Below are 16,040 nucleotides of genomic sequence, written 5' to 3' on the forward strand. Positions count from 1 at the left end.
GTATCCGGTGGGGCCTCTGGGCTGTCTGACGGCAGTAGTTGACGGCAACGTCAGCGGACGGGTGCTGCACAAACGGGTGGTTCGTCGCTGTCTTCGGGCCGGGTGCTGGGCTGGGTGGGGTTGCGGAGGGCGTTGCCGAGGAGGTCGATGGCATTGCGTTGGAGGCGGAGTCGGACGTGGGCGTACACCGTCGCGGTCACTCCGATGTGGGCATGGCCCAACAGCTCCTTGATGACGACAAGTTCGACGCCTTGTTCGAGCAGGAAGGTGGCCGCTGAGTGTCGGAGATCGTGGAACCTGATGCGTCGCAGGGCGGCTCGGCGGAGCAGGGTGTTGAAGTGCCGGGTGAGGGTGGCTCCCTCGATCGGGGAGCCGTCGGGCCGGGTGAAGACGTAGCCGCTCGCCTTCCAGCCCGTCCCCGCCGCCGCACGTTCCTGACGCTGCCGTTCGCGGTGCTGTTCGAGGGAGCGCAGGCACTCGGTCGGCAGTGCGATCCGCCGCTCCGAGCTCTCGGTCTTGGTCGGGAGGGCGGTCAGGCCGCCGGAGTTGGTGCGCTGGAGGGTGCGTCGGATGCTGGCTGTTGCGCCGGCCAGGTCGAGGTCTTCCCAGCGCAGGCCGAGGAGTTCGCCCTTGCGTAGTCCGGTGCGCAGGGCGAGCTCGAATAGCGCGCTCAGCCGGTGGCCGTTCGTGGCGGTGAGGAACGCGCGGGCCTCCTCGGCGGTGAGGGGTTCGAACCGGCGGGGGCGTGGGGCACCCATGCGGACGTTGCGGGCGACGTTTCGGGGGATCTCCTCTTCGCGCACGGCGTGTTCCAGGGCGGACTTGAGGACGGAGTGGACGTAGGTCAGGGTCAGCGGCGAGAGCCGCTTGGAGCAGCACTTGCCGACGGCGCAGCACTGGGGCTGGTCGCGGGCGGTGTCGAGGCCGCGTGTGCAGCACTGGCAGGTGGTGCGGAGGTGGTCGAGCCAGGTGCGGACGTCCTTTGCGGTGAGCTTGGCGAGCTTCTTATTGCCCAGGCCCGGGATGACGTAGAGGCGGACGACAGCGGTGTAGCGGGTGTGGGTGTTCTCGCGGAGCCGGTGGACGGCGACGGTCTCCAGCCAGTAGGTGAGGAACGCGCCGACGCTGCCCTGCGCCGAGGGGGCGGGGATGCCCCTGTTGCTGGTGGCGATCTTCTCGGTGAGCTTGGCGAGCGCGTCCTTGCGGGTGGTGCCGTAGACGTGGACGCGTTTGCGGGTGTTGCCGGGGGCGAGGACGTATCCGGCGGCTTCCCAGCGTCCGTCTTTGCGCTGGTAGACGGTGCCGTCTCCGTTGGCGCGCACACGGCGTGAGGCGGGGGTGTCGCGAGGCGTGGTCATCAGGCGGCTTCCTGTTCGAGGCGGGTGATGATGAGGTGGTCCAGGGCGCGGGCGGGGATGCGGCGAGCTCGGCCGAGGGTGAGGGAGGGAAGCTCCCGGGTGCGCAGGAGGTCGTAGACGGCGGAGCGGCCGATCTTGAGCCGGGCCATGACCTCGGGCACGGTGAGGAGTTCGATGCTTGTGGTCACGCGACAGCTCCCGCCCGGACAGGACCGGTCAGCTGACCGGCTGAGTGACCGGCGCGGTCACCGGGGTACTCCGGCTGCCGAAGCCGGTGCAAGGACTCGGTTCGGGTCTGTTGCCTCGCCGCGAGGAGTTCGGAGAGGTGGGCGAGTTCGGGTAGCAGGCCGGTGCCGGCGTAGTGCCAGTGCGAGATGACCAGCGTGGTGTCCGAGCTGCCGTGCTGACCGGCGACCTGGCGGTGACCGGAGGTCAGGCCAGTGGAGTGACCGGCCCGGTCGTCGCCCGCGTGGCCAAGCCGGTCAGTTTGCCAGGCGGCCCGTTCGGCGCGGAGGTGCGCCAGGGTGGTGGAGTATCGGCGGGTGCGGGTGGAAAAGTGGCCTCGAAAGCCGAGCATGTGGGCCCACTGCCGCAGGCGGAGGTGAACATGCTGGTCCTGGGCGCCGAGGCGCCAGGCGGTGTGGATCATGCGGCGGGCGTGGTCGGTGATGTCGTGGGTGGCGAGTTCGGCCAGGAGCCGCAGGCGGCGGTCGAGGGTTCCGGTGGTGGTCTCGGCACCCTTGGTGGCGTACTTGGCGATGTAGGCGGCCACGTGCCGCTCGGTGACCGGGCCGTCGCCGGTGAAGTCCGTGCCGCGGATCGCGCGGACGTCGATCTGCCGACCAAACCGGAACACTGACCGCCCGGCCCGACCGATTTCCCGAGAGCCGGGCGCGTTCTCGACGGGCTGGGGCGGCTGCCCTGCGTGCCGGACGCGAGTGCGTGTGGCGGCGGCGCGGACGGCGTGGTCGAGGAGCCCGGTGGTCGCCCAGGCCGGCGGTTCGCTTGCGGGTCCGGTTGGTCCGTCGAGGCGGATGACGGCGTGGAAGTGGACTTGGCCGCGCTTCTGGTACTCGGCGACCTTCGCGTAGGACAGCGTCGCGTGCTCGCGCAATGCCCGCTGCGTCAGCCCTGCCGCCTTGGCGATCTCGCGTCGCAGGTGGGTGGTGAAGCGGGCCCACAGGGCGGGGGCGTGCGCGTTCCAGAGCACCGCGCCCGCGTAGTCATAGCGCTCAGGGTCGAGTGGCGTCCCGAGGAACGGGTCGTCATCCAGGTGGATGCGGCCGCAGTTGCAGCGGCCGGTGTCAGGCCGGTTGTGGACGGGTCCGAAGCCGGGTGCGGTCAGGGTGGCGAACACGCGCGGGTGCGCTGCCACGCTGGTGGGGACGGTCTTGCCGCCGCGGAGTCCGGCGGCTATGAGCTGGTAGGTGTCGTAGCGGTAGACGGTGGAGCAGGCGGGGCAGCGGGTGACGCGGCGGTTGCCGCAGCGGACCAGCAGCTCACCGGCTGGGAGTTGACGGGAGTCGAGGTGGTCGAGGACCTCGCCCGTCGCGCTGTCGACGCTGGCGCGGTGCCCCGTGAGGCGGATCGGGCGGGCGCAGCCGCCGAGGGTGGTGATCTGTCGTGCCAGGGGTGCGAGGTGGCCGGTGGCGGCGAGTTTGGCCAGCTTGGCGGTGAGCCTGGCGCGGCGTTCCAGGGCCGATCGGCCGGCCGACGCCGAGGCAGCGACATCCGCCGGGCCGGTCGTTGTGGTGAACGCCGACGACGGGCACGTGGGAGTGGGAGTGGTTGCGGAGTCCGGGAGTTGGAGCTGTGCGGGCATGCGGGAATGGCCTTTCGGCTGGAGGCGGAGCGTGGGGCGGGGCCGCAGCGGGGTGCGCAGGTAGGCCGAAGTGGTCGGCTCACAAGGGACGGGGGCGCCTCGTAGTTGGGCGCGGTGGCCGGGGCAGGCGGTACCTGGTCGGCGGGGGCGCGGTGGTGATCACCGGCGGGTGCGTGAAGTTAACATCGGTTCACGGACGCATTCAAGTGCATCCCTCCTCATTCCTTTCTGTGGGTGGCGGGACGCGGGTAGTGTGGCGGCGGTTGTGCGGTTTGGTCGGACCGGAATGTGCTGGTAGTGGGCGCGGAAAGCAGGGGTGGCAGGCGTGATGACGACGCGTCGGGGGCGTAGGCCGGCGGGCGGCGGAGTGCCGTTGACGTTCGAGGTCATCGCCGAGACCCTGCGGGAGCAGATCCGCTCCGGCGGGCTGAAGCCGGGGGAGGCACTGCCGACGCAGGCTGCGTTGATGCGGGAGTTCGGGGCGTCGAGCCTGACCGTGCAGAAGGCCATGGTCATGCTGAAGCAGGAAGGCTGGGCGGTCTCCCGGCCCGGCAAGGGCGCGTTTGTCGCCCACCACGACGACGCCGACGACGGCGAAGCCCCCGGCAGCCCGGACGGGGAGTCCGCACCCGTTGGGGCGACTGCTGCTCGCGTCGAGGCGCTGGAGCAGGCGCTGGCCGACGCCGTCGAGGAGCTTGCCGGCCTTCGCACCCGTGTTGCGGCCCTGGAAGCGGGTGGCGGCAAGCAGGGCCGCTGACCCGCCGACCTGGGCGGTCCGGGGTGTGCGTTCAGATTTTCTCTACGAGGTTCAAGGCGGGCCCCGCCGCCGGAGGTGGCCGAGCGTCGCCGACCGACCCGTCGTCAGGCAGGCCGCGGATGCCTGCGGCGGGTGTCGGCGGAGACCGGGCCCGCGCCGAGGGGGTGGGCCCGACCGATGCCCTCGGGCAGCAAGTGGTGGCGTAAGGACTCCTTGCTCCTGGCGGAGCAAGTTGTCGCCTACGACCGTCCTTCGGCCGGATCGCAGGCACAGGGCCAGCCAGGGGGCCGGCCCTTCATGTCCGTCGCTGGGCGCACCGAGGGCGGTGGCCGGCGACGCCTCCGGCGGGGAGCGAAGTTCCCGACCGCCTGCCGTCGACCACCCCCCCCCGCCCTGCCTCCGCGCTACAGGGCTGGCCGACGTACGAGCCTCGCCGCACGCCGACCGAGGGCCGCCCCGGCAATCGACCGCCGAGCCGCCGAGAGGCGACCGGCCTGCCCGATTGGTCTAGACCCTTGACGGCAGTAGTGACGGCAACAACCACGGACAACCACGGCCGAACCCGCACTTCGGCGAACCGCTGAATATCGCTTGACCTGCGAAAACGCAGGTAGAGCGGGCGCACGTGCCACACGTACTATGTACTCGCAGGTGACACGCCGGTTTTGGTTCACAACACGCCGCCTGGAACCTGTTCCATAACCACCGCTGCGGATGCGCCAGTGATCAACAGTAAAACTGTTTACACCGCCAACGACCGCTCATTCCGGGTCGACATCGAAAATCAGAACCGCGGAAAGCCGGGCGCAGGTATCCATCTGCAATTTATGGGTCGCGGCGCAGATCCGGCGAAGTATTACTTTGACCCCGCGAGTGGAAAATGGCAGACGGAGTCCGGTGACTTCCTTCCATCGCGGGTGGCCAAAAAGGTTCCACAGAGTGCGATCGACAAGGCATACAAGTTTTTCGGAATGGATGCCCCATGAGCAAGAATTCCTTGATGCTACCGCTGTGGCGGCCAATCTCCGAGATGGGCGACCCGGAAATTCTGCCTGGTGAATTGCAGGATCTGGTAGAAAGTGGATGGCGAACCGGCCCGGCCGGATCCCTGCTGCTCGTGGGCTGCTACGGTGACGGGGCAGGATGGCGTAGCGACTGGCGAGCGGAAGAGATTGCCCAGCACGAGCTTGAAGTGAATGACGTAAGCATCTCCTGTGACGACCTCCCGAAGGGACGCGATCTTTTTCTTCGTGCTGCGGTCGCGCGCGCGCGTGCATTCGCAGGTGCTGCACTGAAGGTTGCCTGGGGATTGCAGGCGTCCGAATTGCTCGTAGCGATCGTATCCGTCGGGGTGGATGACGACTATCTCACGCACGGCGCCACTGTGAAGTTCGCGACCAGACGCGGAGGATTTCCGGAATCCTACGCGAATCTGGAGCGATTCAATTACGAAGCCATGGCTGTAATTGACTCAAGTGGGGGAAATTGAAATAATCCATATTCCGTACGTGGCGAATAGCCGATAAACGTGACTTGGCGGCAGGTGCTCTGAAATGATTTGCAGCGGAGCGTCTGCCGCCCGTGACGGCAGTAACTGACGGCAACGTCAGCGGACAGGACCTCGACGCTACGGGTCGTGGGGGTTGTCGTGTCGTCTGCCCCTGGCGGATGGCGTGGCCAAGGCTCCCATGGTTTGGGGCAGCGAAGCGAGTTGTTCAGAGTTTCTTTACTGGTTCAAGGGCGTCCCGCTGACGCGGGCCGCCGCGCGCCGGCGGTCGGTGACCGCCGCCCGCTCCTGTCTGCCGCCCCGCTGGCGACGGCCGCCGACCACTCGGCGCGCAGAGCCCAGGGGCGTAGGCCGGATCCCAGCCGGAAGCCCCCTCGTCCGATCGCTCAGCAGGCCGGGCGGGCACCTGAGAAGGGCCCGGTGGGCTCGCGCCGTCCCGGACGCCCATGCTTGCTGCCTGGCTGGGGGCCGTGACGATGGAGATAACTGGGCTGATGCCGGTGCGGGGTTGAGCGAGACACACGTGGTGGGTGGTCGGTCGGCGCGCCCGCCGTCGTGGCCGACTTTCTGTGGCAGAGGCCAGAACCCCCACAGCCATGGCACGCACGTGAGGGCCCGTCCCTGCCGGGGCTGACGAGTGCGGGGGAGTCTTGATCGGCTGCGCCCGGCAGGGACGGGAGTCGGGTGGGTCAGCGCGGTGCGGTTGCGGCGCCTGGGCGAGCGAGGTAGGTCACGTCTGGCGCCAGGTCCGCCAGGGGCGGGTGATGATCTCCCGGTAGGTGTGGTGGGACGGGTTCTGACCGCAGTGCCGCAGCACCCAGTCCTGCGGTTCGGCGAAGTCCTCGCTCGTCGGTGAGGTCTCTCCGTCCACGGCGCACTGCATCGCGTACAGGACCGGCTCCGCGTCCGGCTCGCGGTCGGGCTGGAGCGTCCAGGTCTCGTAGCGCAGGACCGAGCGAGGGGTCACCGGCCCCACCTCCGGTTGGCCACGGCCACCTTCGCGCTCAGCTCCTCCGTCGGAGTCGGCGTACGTACGTCCTCGGGCGGCACGTCCCACTCCCGGCCACCGCGCGGCGGCCGAAGCTGCACGTACGGCCCCACATGCCCCATCACCACGCCCACCTTGCCGCTCCGCCGGTCGACCACCAGGGCGCCGGCATCGGGCGAGACGGTGTGCCCGTCAGCCTCAGGGTTGCGGGCCGTCATCGTGACCACCCCGGCGAGACGGTCCGCGACCGGGCGTCCAGTCGCAGGGCGGGAACCCATGGGGTGGCGCTCTTTCGCACGGTGACGCTCCTCAGCGGAGTTGATGCGTGCCCCTGGGCCTGTTGGCGCCGCAGGGTCGACACCGATCCTCACGCCGGTCACCGGGACGAAGGAACCTCCACCAAACCCCACTTCGGGACGTCCCGCACCGTGTAGAACGTCCCTGGTGCCGTCCTGCGACGAAGGGGGAGATTCGTGCCGAACGAGAGACTACGAGCCGTCATGGCAGCGGAAGGCTGGACGTACGCGACCCTCGCCCAGCAGGTCGAGGTCGACCCCAAGTCGGTCGAGCGCTGGGTGAACCTCGGGCGCGTCCCACGTCGTGCCACCGCCCTCCAGGCGGCCAAGGCCCTGGGAGAAGACGTGCACGCACTCTGGCCGGCGCTCCGCCAGGCCCGCCCCGCCCGCGCCATCAGCCCCGAACTGGTGGCGCTCTACGAGCAGCGGGCCGACATCCCCGTCTCGACGTTCACCGACCTGATGGCCCAGGCCCGGGAACGGATCGACATCCTCGTCTACGCGGCCGTCTTCCTCCACGAGGCGTACCCGCGGCTGAACGAACTCCTCACCGAACGCGCCGCCGAAGGCTGCACCGTCCGCATCGCAATCGGGAACCCCGACAGCGACAACGTCCAAGCCCGCGGCCAGGAGGAGCGGTTCGGCCACGGCATCGAATCCCGCTGCCGCCTCGCGCTCATGCACTACAGGCCGCTCGCCGGCACCCCCGGCATCGAAGTCCGCACCCACGCAACCACGCTCTACAACTCCCTCTACCGCGCCGACGACCAGCAACTCGTCAACGCCCATGTCTGGGGCGTCAACGCGTACGCCGCCCCCGTATGGCATCTTCGCCGAAACGAGGAGAGCGGCATGTTCGACACCTACGCCGAGAGCTTCGACGCGGTGTGGACGACGGCAACCCCCGTACGAGAGGAAGGCTGACCGTGGCCCGCACCGAGTACTACGACGAGCCGAACGCGCCCAAGCCGAACAGCATGGTCGTCGCCGCGTCCGCCGTCGTCACCGACGACCACGGGCGCATCCTCCTCCAGCGCCGCCGCGACAACGACCTGTGGGCCCTGCCCGGAGGCGGAATGGACCTCACCGACTCCCTGCCAGGCACGGCCGTCCGCGAAGTCAAAGAAGAGACCGGCCTCGACGTCGAGATCACCGGCCTGGTCGGCACCTACACCGACCCGAAACACATCATCGCCTACACCGACGGCGAGGTCCGCCGCCAGTTCAACGTCTGCTTCACCGCCCGCATCACCGGCGGCCAACTGGCAATCTCCGACGAGTCCACCGAACTCCGGTTCGTGCCGCCGGACGAGATCGAGCACTTGCCGATGCACCACACCCAACGACTCAGGCTCCAGCACTTCCTGGAACAGCGCGAGAAGCCGTACCTGGGCTGAACCGTCTGACGGCAGTAGCGACGGCAACAACCCCGCACAACCACGGACACCCACGCACCTCACCGGACCAACAAACCTCGCTTGACCTGCGAAAAAGCAGGTCGAGGGGCACCGCGTAGCACACGTACTATGTACTGGCGGGGGCCACGCCGGTACTGGTCCACAATTCTGGGCCGTGTGACCCAGCTGCGCTGGCATCTAAGATCAATGCAGATGATCTGAAGATGACTCGGACGGTGGCGAATCACTTCGATGACGTCACCAAGGGCAGCAGAGTGACGCGGCCGTACATGCGTTCCACACAGGTCGTCCGCGAAATCATGGAAGGAAGCGCGCCGAAGCTGGACCCGCGAGAGGCTGCCGGGGCAGTTAGGTGGGACACTCCAGGTGCCATGAATGGAAAATCCGGCACCTGGGAATTGGTTGTCGACACCAACACCAACACAATCCTCCACTTCAACTTCGTCAGGTAGAAATGGCGCACCAATTTAGCACTGAAACAGCGAACCCACTGGCGGGCACGCTTCGCTACTCTGAGTCGGATCGAGGGTTCACCTTCCAGCCGCGGAGCCTTGATGACCTGGCTCGGCTAGAAGGTGGCGGGGGCCGAACGAGTCTCGTCGCTGACACTCTTCAATTGGAGGTTGCGGTGGATAGCGGTCGTGCCCTCTATGTGTGGGGTTACTTGCCGAAGGAATCGTGGCAGCGGGCGGAACTGAAACTGCCAATCTCCGCGAGTGGCAGCGTGACAGTGGAACTGGACGACCCTCCGCTTGAGGCGGGTATCTCCGTAGCGATCGCTCGATCAAACTGGCATGTTCTGTTTGATGAGAGTTCGGGATTGGTTCGAGTCGTACGGGATCAGCGGATTCCTGAGAAGCTGGTAGAGATCGCCGATGACGTTCGTCTTGGCCTGAACGGTACGGAATTGATCTCGTTCTGGCTCTCCCCGGAGTTCGTTGAGTAGAACCACCCCGGTGGCCTTCCTGAGATCCCACGCGAGGTGTTCGGGTGGGGCTTCAGGAGCGTTTGACGGCAATGCTGACGGCAACGCAGCCGGACGCCGACGGCCCCGCGAGGTACCTCGCGGGGCCGTCGGCGTCCCGGCGAGCGAGCTCTGCTATTGCGTGGGGTCAGTGCTGTCCGGGGTGGTGTCCTTGGTGAGGGCGTCGGCGAGGTTGTTGATGGCTTGGCGTTGGAGTCGGAGTCGTACGTGGGCATAGACGCCGGCGGTGACGCCGATGTGGGCGTGGCCGAGGAGTTCCTTGATCACGACGAGGTCGACGCCTTGTTCCAGGAGCAGGGTCGCGGTCGAGTGGCGGAGGTCGTGGGAGTGGATGCGTCGGAGTCCGGCCCGGTTGAGGAAAGTGCGGAAGCGGCGGGTGAGGTTGGCAGGGTCGAGAGGCCGTCCGGTGGGCGTGGTGAAGGCGAGGCCGCTGTCGCTCCAGTCCGGTCCTGCTGTCTCTCGCTCCTTGTCCTATCGTTCCTGGTGCTTCCCGAGGGAGTGGGTGCATTCAGCCGGGAGCGCGACACGGCGCTCAGACGCCCGGGTTTTGGTGGGGAGATGGGTGAGTCCGCCGGTGCGGGTGCGCTGGAGTGAGCGCCGGATGCTGGCTGTTCCGGTGGTGAGGTCGAGATCTTCCCAGCGGAGGCCGAGGAGTTCGCCTTTGCGGAGGCCGGTGCGCAGGGCGAGCTCGTACAGCGCGTGGAGCCGGTCGGCGCGGGCCGTGTCGAGGAACTGGCGGGTCTCCGCCGCAGTGAGCGGACGGAAGCGCCTGGGCCGGTGCGTGGTGGTCTTGACGTTTCGGGCGACGTTTCGGCGCAGTTCGTCTTCGCGGACGGCGTGTTCCAGTGCCGATTTGAGCACTGAGTGCACGTAGGCCACGGTCAGAGCGGACAGCTGCTTCTGGCAGCACTCGCCGATGGCGCAGCAGCTCTTCCGTTTGGTGTCCAGGCCCTGGGTGCAGCACTGGCAGGCTGTGCGGAGCCGGTCGAGGAAGGTGCGGACGTCCTTGGCCGTGAGGCGGGCGATCTTCTTGGTGCCGAGGCCGAGGCCGAGGCCGGGGATGAGGTGGAGGCGGACGCAGGCGGCGTAGCGGGTGTGGGTGTTCTCGCGGAGCCGGTGGACGGCGACGCTGCCGAGCCAGTAGGTGAGGTAGTTGTTCTGTCTTGGGAGGTTGTGGACAGTGGTGATGATCACTGTCTGGGGATCTTGAATGGGTGAGGGCCTTCCGGGTTCGGTGTGGATTGCGACGTCCGACCGGCTCGAAAGGCCCTCATGCCACACCGTAATGCACCTCTGACCGAGACCGGCCGTCTGCGTCTGGCGCGCTGCGTCGTGGACGACGGCTGGCCGCTGCGGCGTGCTGCCGAGCGTTTCCAGGTCTCGCCCACCACCGCCCACCGGTGGGCGAGCCGCTACCGCCGGCACGGCCGGGCGGGGATGGCCAACCACCCGCCACCCGCGTCCCCAACCTCACAGGGCACTACACCTAGGCTGATCGGTCTCCGGTCCCCGTGTGCAGGAAGTTGTAGGCGCCGATGAACGACCAGCAAGCCGCCGCCGCGCAGGCCGACCCGACGCAGTTGATGCCGGAGTTCACCCACGTCCACCAGTTCCTGGATCCGGCCGAGCGGGGCGTGCAGACCTGGCAGGTCCGGCTCTCGGCCGGCGGCCGGCCTGTGGGGACTCTTCGGGCGACCCGCGGCCTGTACTGGAAGAGCGGCAACCTGCGCGAGCGGCTGTCCGATGAGCAGGCGTTCCCGGAAGTGGCGGCCGGGCAGCTACTGAACCCCGACGGGTCGTTCAGCGCCGCGTTCGAGAATTTCGTGGAGATGGCCAGCAGCATTCTGGTGGTGGAGCTGGTTGAGCCGGCCGAACCCTGGGATGATCCGATGCTGGTGGCCGGCGTGGTCGCCAGCATCATCGACCGGCTGGCGGACAACTACTACGCCGTGGTCTTCCCCCGCGCCGACGAACCGGACGTGACACGCTGCCAGGAGGTGCTGGCGCAGGCGGCCGAACTGCTCAGCGCCGCATACTTCTCCGACGAGCTGCAGATCATCGACACCTCCATGGCCGCCCCGGAAGAGGCAGCGGAGCAGGTACGCGAGCGCCTGCGCGCGCATCTCCGATGCAGGCGCCGACTTCTGGGACGAGAACGACGAGGGCCCCGGCCGCGATCCGGAAGACGATGAGGACTACCCGGTGCTCACGGCCCGGACAGCAGCGGTGCTGCGCCGCGCGCTGGAGGACCTGTCGAACGAGGCGTGGCGGGAGGTGGCGGCGCTGGGCGGACAGCCGCTGGACCCTGGTGCGGCCGGGGTGTTCGGCTCCCTGCCGCGGGTGACCCTGAACCAGGACGGACCCTGGCGGCGGCAGATGGCCCGTGCCTTCGACGACCTGGCGGCCGACCTCACCGGCGGGTCCGAGGTCGTGCCGCGTTGTACCGGGGAAGAGATGGCGCTGCACTTGGACATCGCCCGTGTCCAGGCGCTGACCCGCAACCGGCCCCGGCTGGTCGCCGAAACCGTGGCCGGTCTGCCCGAGGACCGGCGCGATTTCGACTGGGAAGCCGCCTCCGAGGAGCTGTTCCAGGACGGTGACGTGCTCATGCTGTTCGACCAGAGCCTGGACGGCATCGAGGACAGCGGCAACGAGGCCAATCAGGCGCTGGGCATGGTCAATCTCGCTCCTGCGGACTGGTTCACCGCGTTCGATACCGACTCTGCCCGCGCGCCGGGCGAGGCTTCCGCAACCCCTGACCGCAGTAGCCCGCGGGTCGGCTTTCGTGCGGATAGCGGGTCCGCCCTCCCTGGCGGGATCCAGTACCCGGCCGGCTGCACGGCATGCGGCAGGGAGTCCACGGCCGGTGGTGGGGGCAGGCCACCGTCCGGATCCCTGCGGAAGCGGTCACCCGAGTGGACGGGGAGAACTCCGGCGCGGTGCCGTGGGCGCCGGCCGCCGGCTGAGCCCGAGTACGTCCTTGAGCCCGTGCCCTCGGGGGCCGGCGAACAGCTCCGAATGGTGCTGCACGTGGCCAACTGCCGGGCGGTCGGCGCGAAGGCGCTGCGGCTACCCACGCCCTGCCGGATCCGAGGGTGGCGCGCGTCCTGCTCTCCTGCGACGACACCACCGCGTGCGACGGGTGCAACCCGCGTCCGTGAGCCCGCGCGGCCGGGGGTAGCGGCGAACTCCCGGCGCAATGAGGGTAGTTGTGCCTCCGGGCAGTACCCTGTGGTGTTTTGCGGCGACCACAGGGAGATCACGATGCACTACCGGAATCCCCGTTTCGAGCACTGGCCGGTCTACGAGGACATCACCGACACCTACTACCGGCACGGCCGCTTCTTCTACGGCGAGGACAGGGGCGGCCACCTGCGGGTGGGGCGCGTCGTGGCCTTCTACCGGTACCTACATCCCATCAGTACCTCTGCCGTCGAGCCAGTCGTGCGTTTCGTCGGCGCCGGCGGGGCGGAGGGCGAGCCCGAGTACGTGTCGCTGGGTGAGGTGACCGAGCGGTGGTGGATCGGCCGGACCGCCGATGACGTCGAACAGGCGTGGCGGGCGGCATCCACTACCGGGGAGTGGCCGCATCCGCAGACCGGCGGGCCGGGACAGCACCGCGCCGCACCCTTCCACGTGGACCCGGCGCACTACCTGCTGTACTACGCGGCCCGGGACGATGACCGGTCCTACCTGGGCCGGGTCGTCGGGTGGGATCCGCCGCTGGATCCCAATGAGCTTCCCACGCCGATCGTGCGCCTCTACCAGCCGGACGGCAGCCTGGACGAGGAGGGCCAGTACGTGGGGCTGGACTTGCCGCACGACGGCTACGTCGCCGGGACGCTGAATTCAGCCCGGGACTACCTCGACAAGCCGCAGTAGCAGGTGCCCTCCGCCCCGCGACGCTTTCGTGGCGCGGGGCTGGCTGACTGGTGGCTCCCCGCGGACGCGGCCGAACACGGCGGGTCGTCGTCCGGCTGCTGCCGCCCGAGGGCCGCCTGCGCGGTTGGCTTCGGACTTCGCCCCCGCTCTGCGGCTTCACCCACGCGTCGGTCGGCTGGTGAGGCATCGTGGACCCAGCGATCACTGGCTGAGTGGAGAACCTCAATGAGTTTCCTGAGTCAACCTCTATGCCGCCGAGAGCGTGTTGGCGGCAGGTTTGATCTTGTTGTTCGCCTCGTGGATGGCTGGGTCGTAGCAGGAGCCATCGCGCCAGCAGGCCCACATCACTCGCAGCCAGGCGCGGGCAAGGATCCAGGTCGCGTGGGGGTGCCGCTTCTGACGGCCTCGGGCATCGTTGTAGATCTTCGCCGCCCAATCGCGCCCGTGGCGACTGTTGTCGGCGAACTGGGTCAGAGCCAGGCGGGCCCTTCGGTTGGTTGCGAAGCGGAAGGCGACGGCGCGGGACTTGCCGGAGGCGCGGGTGATGGGGACAACTCCGGTTTCCACGATGAGCTGTTCGCAGGACTGGGCCCGCTCCAGGAGCGGGCCGACCTCTGCGATGATCTGGCCGAGGTTGATCTTCCCGATGCGTGGCATCGTCGCCAACAGCGGCGCGTAGGGGTGGGTTTCGACGGCCTCAGCGATGGCCTTGTCCAGGGTGCGGATGGTCGCACGGGTGCCCTGCACCAGCTGGACTTGGACGCGGACGAGTTCTTCGACGACCGCCTCCCCGAGGCGGGAGGCCGTCTTCGGGGCGGAGCGCAGGCGCTCGATGAGGACGCTGCCGGGCTTCTTGCCGGAGTAGCCGCGGCGCTTGCACCAGGCTTCGAGGCGTCCGGCGGTGAGCTTGGCGGCGCAGGCCGGGGTCGGGTATCGCTCCAGGAAGGCCATGGCGACGTCGCTGTCGAGGTTCGCGAAGACGGCCTTGCCACCGGGCCAGTGCTCATCGAGCAGCGCAGCGAGCTGGTTGACGGCAGCGACCTTGGCCTCGACGTGATCAGCGCGGGTCCGGGTGAGTGCCTGGAGATCCAGGGTTGCCCGCTCGGTGGGCTCCAGCCGGGGCAGCAGGTGGCCATCGGTGCGCAGGTAGTCGGCGAGCTTCATGCTGTCGCCGGCGTCGGTCTTGGCCTTGGAGGCGCCCCAGCGGGCTCGCATGGCGTGGAAGGCGTTCGGGTGCACCGGCACGATCGGGTGGCCGGCGGCCAGCAGCCGGTCGACCGCGAGGCCTCGTGTGGTCTCGATCGCCACTGGCGGATCGGCGGGGGCACCGTGTTTGGCCAGCCTGGCCAGGGTCTTGGCGAACCCCTCCTCGGTGTGGGCGAACTCCCATCGGTCGACGCGTTTTCCGGTGTCGTCCATGACCGTCACGTCATGGGTTTCGGTAGCCCAGTCCCATCCGATGAACACGAAAGCAGTACTCCTGTGTCCTGCGCAGAGCACCTGCTCGGGGGTGAGGTCGTCTGCCGGGAGCTCATTAATCGGCCCTCTGCGGGGCGTGTCCCTGAAGCCGATCAGACGGCCTCGGTCCGGTGGGGCCGGCGGAACTCATCGCGGCCGTCGAACGGCTCGCACCCATGGCCGTGCACCCACCGGGACCGAGAGGTCACAATCCTACCGATGAGGACTGCAGAAGGGATGGTCCTCTAATGAGCACTTACACCGGCCCACTCGTCCCTGGTGCAGTTTCGATGAGCGCCTACGAGGAGCAGGTGTGGCACACGCTCAACGAGCACTGGCGGCGCCGCAACAACCGCCGCGGCCTGCCGAACTGGGCGAGCACCGCGCTCGCTCGTGCCGGTGAGGCCGCGGGAACTACCGCGAGCCGGGTTGCCCACGAGGTGCCCGACGCGGTCAAGGATCCGATACGTCGTGCGGGCGAAGCGGTAGCCGGCACGGCCATGCCCGCGGCGCTCGGGGGTGCGACAGCGCTGCTCGAACTGGCCAACGACGCGGCCATGGAGCTCAACGACCCGAGAAGCGTCGAGAAGCTCGCCCGCAAGCAAGGTTTCGAGCTGACCAGTTTTACCGATTTGCGGCAGCAGGACCTCAAAGTCTGTGACCGGCTGCTGTCCCGCAACACGCTCAAGTGGCGGACCTTCGGCGCGGTCGAAGGCGGCGCCGTAGGCATGCTGGCTGGGATCCCCGTCGCCGGAACCTTGGTCGCGATGACAGCGGACATCCTCGTCATCCAGGTACTGAGCACGTCGATCGCCGCGCGCATCGCGTACTCCTACGGCTACGACGCCAAAGACCCCTATGAGCAGATCTTCATTCAGCGCCTGGTGCAGCGGTCCTTCGTGGAACAGGCGGCTAAGGTCAAGCCGCTGAGGGAGACCGCCCGCGCTGCGGACGCGGTCAAAGGACGCGTGAAGTGGTCGAACAAGCTTCGCCAGGATCACCGCCTCCTGGCCAACCTCGAGAAGTTGATGCAGCAGTTGGGGCCGGCCGGCTCCAGAGTGCCAGTTGAAGACGTCGCCAAGGCCGTCCCGTTCGTGAGCATCATCATCGGTGCCAGCATGAACTCCGTGGTCCTCGGCAGAGTGGCCGCCGACGCCCAGCGGTACTGCCAGACCCGGTTCCTGTGTGAGAAGTACGGGCTGCCGCTGTCGGCCGCACCGGCGACCACTGACCGCGACGACGACCCCCAGACCGACACCCCATAGAGAAGGGCCTGCTGGGACCTGGGTGTGCCCGCAGGCAGGCTGTCCCGTCAAAGGCCGTCAGCACCCGCAGTTGGGCCGACGGGTGTGCGGTAACGCACCACGCGAGGCGCACCGTCGCGTCCGCCCTCGGTGCGCGCGGTCGCCCCGGGGGCCAGATGAGAGTGGCCGGGTACGGGGGTTGACCTCTCCGCACCCCGCCGCATAGCTTGCCTGCTGTAAGAGCGCATTGAAACGTTTAAATCTCGGCGGATGGTCATCTGCTGGGCTTTGGTCCGCTGTCACTGCGCCACGCGTCGTTCCGGCG

General features: G+C 68.3%; 15 protein-coding genes and 2 pseudogenes. 10 read left to right on the forward strand and 7 right to left on the reverse strand.

Features of this window, described 5'->3' with window-relative positions; all coding sequences use genetic code 11:
• Nucleotides 1–50: 50 nt before the first annotated feature.
• From OG552_RS30365 to OG552_RS30375, 3 genes are read right to left on the reverse strand one after another with little or no spacing between them, the layout of a single operon-like run.
• Nucleotides 51–1,358 carry a tyrosine-type recombinase/integrase gene (locus tag OG552_RS30365; protein ID WP_329138319.1) on the reverse strand — a complete coding sequence of 436 codons (1,308 nt, stop codon included), beginning with the start codon at nt 1,356–1,358 and terminating at the stop codon, nt 51–53.
• Entirely contained in the window at nt 1,358–1,546 is a 189-nt protein-coding gene (locus OG552_RS30370) for a helix-turn-helix domain-containing protein (RefSeq protein ID WP_329138321.1), read from the reverse strand. The genes OG552_RS30365 and OG552_RS30370 overlap by 1 nt, the downstream gene beginning before the upstream one ends.
• Nucleotides 1,543–3,180 carry a replication initiator gene (locus OG552_RS30375; RefSeq protein ID WP_329138322.1) on the reverse strand — a complete coding sequence of 546 codons (1,638 nt, stop codon included), beginning with the start codon at nt 3,178–3,180 and terminating at the stop codon, nt 1,543–1,545. The genes OG552_RS30370 and OG552_RS30375 overlap by 4 nt, the downstream gene beginning before the upstream one ends.
• Nucleotides 3,181–3,547: 367 nt before the next feature.
• Here OG552_RS30375 and OG552_RS30380 point away from each other — a divergent pair, with 367 nt between their 5' ends.
• From OG552_RS30380 to OG552_RS30390, 3 genes are all read left to right on the forward strand, one after another.
• The gene (locus tag OG552_RS30380; protein ID WP_329141285.1) at nt 3,548–3,937 is read left to right on the forward strand and encodes a GntR family transcriptional regulator; all 390 of its coding nucleotides are present in this window, start codon (nt 3,548–3,550) and stop codon (nt 3,935–3,937) included.
• A gap of 722 nt (nt 3,938–4,659) precedes the next feature.
• Nucleotides 4,660–4,923: a hypothetical protein gene (locus OG552_RS30385; RefSeq protein ID WP_329138324.1), complete on the forward strand. Its 264-nt coding sequence runs from the start codon at nt 4,660–4,662 to the stop codon at nt 4,921–4,923.
• The gene (locus tag OG552_RS30390; RefSeq protein ID WP_329138326.1) at nt 4,920–5,426 is read left to right on the forward strand and encodes a hypothetical protein; all 507 of its coding nucleotides are present in this window, start codon (nt 4,920–4,922) and stop codon (nt 5,424–5,426) included. Before OG552_RS30385 ends, OG552_RS30390 begins: the two co-directional genes overlap by 4 nt.
• Nucleotides 5,427–6,174: 748 nt before the next feature.
• Here OG552_RS30390 and OG552_RS30395 read toward each other — a convergent pair.
• Together OG552_RS30395 and OG552_RS30400 are read right to left on the reverse strand one after the other, a co-directional pair.
• On the reverse strand, nt 6,175–6,420 hold the full coding sequence (locus tag OG552_RS30395) for a DUF7848 domain-containing protein (protein WP_329138327.1): 246 nt from the start codon (nt 6,418–6,420) through the stop codon (nt 6,175–6,177).
• Complete coding sequence (locus OG552_RS30400; RefSeq protein ID WP_443071214.1) at nt 6,408–6,650, reverse strand: hypothetical protein; 243 nt, start codon at nt 6,648–6,650, stop codon at nt 6,408–6,410. Before OG552_RS30400 ends, OG552_RS30395 begins: the two co-directional genes overlap by 13 nt.
• A gap of 282 nt (nt 6,651–6,932) precedes the next feature.
• On the opposite strand from OG552_RS30400, the gene OG552_RS30405 reads away from it, so the two are divergent.
• The 3 genes from OG552_RS30405 (at nt 6,933) to OG552_RS30415 (ending at nt 9,092) form a co-directional block, all read left to right on the forward strand.
• Nucleotides 6,933–7,652, forward strand: a complete 720-nt coding sequence (locus tag OG552_RS30405) for an XRE family transcriptional regulator (protein WP_329138329.1) — start codon at nt 6,933–6,935, stop codon at nt 7,650–7,652.
• Between the two features lie 2 nt (nt 7,653–7,654).
• Nucleotides 7,655–8,125, forward strand: coding sequence for an NUDIX domain-containing protein (locus OG552_RS30410; RefSeq protein WP_329138332.1), 471 nt, complete (start codon nt 7,655–7,657; stop codon nt 8,123–8,125).
• A 637-nt stretch (nt 8,126–8,762) separates the two neighbouring features.
• Nucleotides 8,763–9,092 (forward strand): hypothetical protein, encoded by a 330-nt coding sequence (locus OG552_RS30415; RefSeq protein WP_329138334.1) that lies wholly within the window; start codon nt 8,763–8,765, stop codon nt 9,090–9,092.
• Between the two features lie 153 nt (nt 9,093–9,245).
• On the opposite strand, the pseudogene OG552_RS30420 reads toward OG552_RS30415, so the two are convergent.
• Nucleotides 9,246–10,286: pseudogene (locus OG552_RS30420) on the reverse strand (tyrosine-type recombinase/integrase); the annotation flags it as partial.
• A 117-nt stretch (nt 10,287–10,403) separates the two neighbouring features.
• On the opposite strand from OG552_RS30420, the pseudogene OG552_RS30425 reads away from it, so the two are divergent.
• From OG552_RS30425 to OG552_RS30435, 3 genes and pseudogenes are all read left to right on the forward strand, one after another.
• A pseudogene (locus tag OG552_RS30425) lies at nt 10,404–10,637 on the forward strand (helix-turn-helix domain-containing protein); the annotation flags it as partial.
• Nucleotides 10,638–10,666: 29 nt separating this feature from the next.
• On the forward strand, nt 10,667–11,323 hold the full coding sequence (locus OG552_RS30430) for a hypothetical protein (RefSeq protein WP_329138336.1): 657 nt from the start codon (nt 10,667–10,669) through the stop codon (nt 11,321–11,323).
• Between the two features lie 34 nt (nt 11,324–11,357).
• Complete coding sequence (locus OG552_RS30435; RefSeq protein WP_329138338.1) at nt 11,358–13,013, forward strand: hypothetical protein; 1,656 nt, start codon at nt 11,358–11,360, stop codon at nt 13,011–13,013.
• A 246-nt stretch (nt 13,014–13,259) separates the two neighbouring features.
• On the opposite strand, the gene OG552_RS30440 is transcribed toward OG552_RS30435, so the two are convergent.
• A complete protein-coding gene (locus tag OG552_RS30440) occupies nt 13,260–14,480 on the reverse strand; it encodes an IS110 family transposase (RefSeq protein ID WP_329138340.1) in 1,221 nt (406 codons plus the stop codon).
• A gap of 281 nt (nt 14,481–14,761) precedes the next feature.
• Here OG552_RS30440 and OG552_RS30445 point away from each other — a divergent pair, with 281 nt between their 5' ends.
• On the forward strand, nt 14,762–15,736 hold the full coding sequence (locus OG552_RS30445) for an EcsC family protein (RefSeq protein ID WP_329138342.1): 975 nt from the start codon (nt 14,762–14,764) through the stop codon (nt 15,734–15,736).
• Nucleotides 15,737–16,040 lie beyond the last annotated feature (304 nt).

It is taken from the genome of Streptomyces sp. NBC_01476, assembly GCF_036227265.1.
Lineage (GTDB): Bacteria > Actinomycetota > Actinomycetes > Streptomycetales > Streptomycetaceae > Actinacidiphila.